This window comes from Micromonospora sp. NPDC003776, from assembly GCF_053605645.1.
On the sequence record NZ_JBSGJR010000659.1, the window covers coordinates 1 to 3,465 of the forward strand.

2 protein-coding genes and 1 pseudogene are annotated in these 3,465 nt (G+C 72.3%); 2 read left to right on the top strand and 1 reads right to left on the bottom strand.

The annotated features are described in order from the left end of the window. Positions 1-609, top strand: a pseudogene (locus ACWEVO_RS32830) (DUF6114 domain-containing protein); the annotation flags it as partial. A 65-nt stretch (positions 610-674) separates the two neighbouring features. On the opposite strand, the gene ACWEVO_RS32835 reads toward ACWEVO_RS32830, so the two are convergent. Beyond that, positions 675-2,345, bottom strand: coding sequence for a DUF885 domain-containing protein (locus tag ACWEVO_RS32835; RefSeq protein WP_452311323.1), 1,671 nt, complete (start codon positions 2,343-2,345; stop codon positions 675-677). Positions 2,346-2,523: 178 nt separating this feature from the next. Here ACWEVO_RS32835 and ACWEVO_RS32840 point away from each other — a divergent pair. Further along, positions 2,524-3,465, top strand: a 942-nt coding sequence (locus ACWEVO_RS32840; protein WP_452311324.1) for a DMT family transporter, incomplete at its 3' end; no start/stop codon positions are given.

Here is a 3,465-nt window from a genome sequence, read left to right on the forward strand (position 1 = left end):
GCCGCCGAGCCCCTGGCGACCGGCGCCACCCCCAGCGACAGCGGCACCAGCGCGGCGCCGAGCGCGAGCGCCTCGGCGAAGCCTGTCACCAAGCCGGGTGGCGGCACCTGCGCCGCGCCGCGGCCGACCAAGCCGAAGCCGGTGGAGGCGGGCAAGCCGCTGCCGCGGATCGCCGCCGAGCCGAGCCAGCCGGTCGTCGCCGACCCGGTCTCCAAGCTCACCGGTTCGAAGGTGACCATGACCGGGCTGCAGTTCGACGGGGTCGTCGAGCTGCCCACCCGGGACGGCACGCTCAAGTGCCTGAAGTTCAGCATGGACAAGGCGGTCACCGACGACTTCGTCCTGCTGTCGAGCGGCCCGGCGGGCAAGCACCAGCGGTACGTCACCGACCAGCTCACCGTCCAGGGGGACGTGGCCTTCTACGCCACCCGCTTCGTCGGGTACCTGCTCGGCATCAAGGTCACGCTCACCCCGGACCTGCCGTTCCCCGACGGCATCCCGATCACCTCACCGCTGCCGATCACCTTCACCGACCCCTCGATCGACCTGGCGTACGTCGACTCGAACGTGCTCACCGCCAAGCCGAAGCTCAAGCTCGACCTGGCCTGATCCGTCGGGTACGCGAAACGGCCGGGAGCCGGAGATCACCTCCGACTCCCGGCCGTTTCCTCTGCTCAGAGACGGGCCAGCGCCCGGCGCAGCGGGTCGAGGCCCAGCGCGCCCAGGTCGAGCGCCTGGCGGTGGAACTCCTTGAGGTCGAAGTCGGCGCCCTTGCGGGCCTTCGCCTCGTCCCGGGCCTGGAGCCAGATCCGCTCGCCGACCTTGTACGAGGGAGCCTGCCCCGGCCAGCCGAGGTAGCGGTTCAGCTCGAAGCGCAGGTTCTCGTCCGGCACCCGGCAGTGCGCCCGCATGAACTCCCAGCCCAGCTCGGGCGTCCAGCGCTCGCCCGGGTGGAAGCCGAACGGGTTGTCCTTCGGGATCTCCAGCTCCAGGTGCATGCCGATGTCGACGATCACCCGGGCCGCGCGGAACGCCTGCCCGTCGAGCATGCCGAGCTTGTCGCCCGGGTCGTCCAGGTAGCCCAGCTCGTCCATCAGCCGCTCGGAGTAGAGCGCCCAGCCCTCGCCGTGCCCGGAGACCCAGCAGAGCAGCCGCTGCCAGCGGTTGAGCTTCTCGGCGCGGACGGCGGTCTGCGCGACCTGGAGGTGGTGCCCCGGCACGCCCTCGTGGTAGACGGTGGTCACCTCACGCCAGGTCGAGAAGTCGGTGATGCCCTGCGGCACCGCCCACCACATCCGGCCCGGCCGGGAGAAGTCCTCGCTCGGGCCGGTGTAGTAGATGGCGCCGTCGCTGGTCGGCGCGAGGCAGCACTCGATCCGGCGGACCTGCTCGGGGATGTCGAAGTGGGTGCCGTGCAGGTCGCCGATCGCCTTGTCGGCCAGCGCCTGCATCCAGTCCCGGAACGCCTCCTTGCCCTGGATGGTGCGGGCCGGATCGGCGTCCAGGGCCCGTACCGCGTCGTCGATGCCGGCGCCCGGGCCCGCGATCCGCCCGGCGACCGTCCGCATCTCGGCCTCCAGGCGGGCCAGCTCCGCGAAACCCCAGGCGTACGTCTCGTCGAGGTCGACCTTGGCGCCGAGGAAGTACTGCGAGGCCAGCTCGTACCGCTCCCGGCCGGCGGCCTGCTTCTCCCGGCCCTGCGGCGCCAGCTCGTTACGGAGGAACTGCCCGAACTCGGCGGTGGCCCCGGTGGCGGCGGCCGCGCCCTTGCGCAGCTCGGCGCCGAGCACGCCGTCGGCCCCGAGCCGCTCGACCAGCCCGTGGAAGAAGTTGTCGCCGTTCGGGTCGGTCCAGATGTCGCACTGCTTGGCGACCTCGACCAGCTGCACCCGCGAGCTGACCTTGCCGGCCGCGGCCGCCTCGCGCAGCGTCCGCTTGTAGCTTTCGAGCGCCGCCGGGAAGCCGGTGAGCCGGGCGGCGATGTTCGCCTTGGCGTCGTCGCTGTCGGTCGGCATCAGGTCGAACACCATGCGGAGGTCGTGCAGCCCGCTGGCGATCACGTTGACCTCACTGGTCGTCTCGCCGGCCTCGTGCCGGGCGAGCTCCAGGCCGAGGCGCTCCTGCATCGCCTCCTTGGCGGTCCGCTCGGCCTCGGTGTCCGGCTCGGTCACGTCGAGGTCGGCCAGCGTGCGCCGGGTCAGGTCGGCGCGGGCCGCGTAGCCCTCCGGGGAGAGGTCGTCGAGCTGGTCGTCGTAGCCGGCGATGCCGACGTAGGTGGCGCCGGTCGGGCTCAGCGGCGCCCAGTCGGCCACGTACCGGTTGGCGAGGTCATCGATTCGTCCCACCAGGCGACCCTACGTGACCCGACCACCTCGTTGTCGACCGTGTTCGCCGTCTTCACGGCGGCAGTTCCGCCGGGTCGAGGCGCGGTCGGCGGCTGCCCCTGCGGCGGTTGCCGTGACGGTCGACACGGCGTCTGATTTTCGCGGGACTTCGTCGTACCCCTGCGGCAGAGTGTCAGGGGTGACGGCGGACTTGACTCCTGACCGGGCGGCCCTGCGGAGCTGGCTGCCCGGCTTCCTCGCGCTCGGCGTGATCTGGGGTTCCAGCTTCCTCTTCATCAAGGTCGGGGTGACCGAGCTGCACCCGCTGCACCTCACCCTCTACCGGGTCGCCACCGGTGCGGCGACTCTGCTGGTGGTGCTGGCCGTGCTGCGCGACCGGCTGCCCCGCGAGCCTCGGGTCTGGGCGCACCTGCTGGTCGTCGCCGCGTTCGGCGTCTCCCTGCCGTTCACCCTGTTCGGCTTCGGCGAGCAGCGGGTCGAGTCGATGCTCGCCGGCATCTGGAACGCCACCACACCGCTGATCGTGCTGCCGCTGGCGGTGCTGGTCTTCCGCACCGAGCGGTTGACCGTGCGCCGGGCGGTCGGGCTGGGGCTGGGCTTCGCCGGTGTGCTGGTGGTGCTGGGCGTCTGGGAGGGCGTCGGCGGCTCGCACTTCACCGGCCAGCTGATGTGTCTGGGCGCGGCGGCCTGCTACGGGCTGGCCATCCCGTACCAGAAGAAGTTCATCGCCGGGAGCGCGTACTCCGGGCTTTCCCTGTCGGCGGCGCAGCTGCTGGTGGCGACCGCGCAGCTCGCGGTCGTCGCGCCGCTGGTGGCCGGCGCCCCGCCGGTGCCGACCGGCCTCTCGCTGCGGGTGGTGGCGAGCGTGCTGGCGCTCGGCGCGCTCGGCACCGGGTTGGCCTTCGTGATCAACCTGCGCAACATCCGGATCGCCGGGGCGAGCACGGCGTCCACCGTCACGTACCTGATCCCGGTCTTCGCCGTGCTGGTCGGCGCGGTGGTGCTCGGCGAACGGATGAACTGGCACCAGCCGGTGGGCGCGCTGATCGTGCTGGTCGGTGTGGCGGTCGCCCAGGGCGTGCTCGGCCGGCGCCGGCCGCGGGGGGGCGGCGGCCCGCCG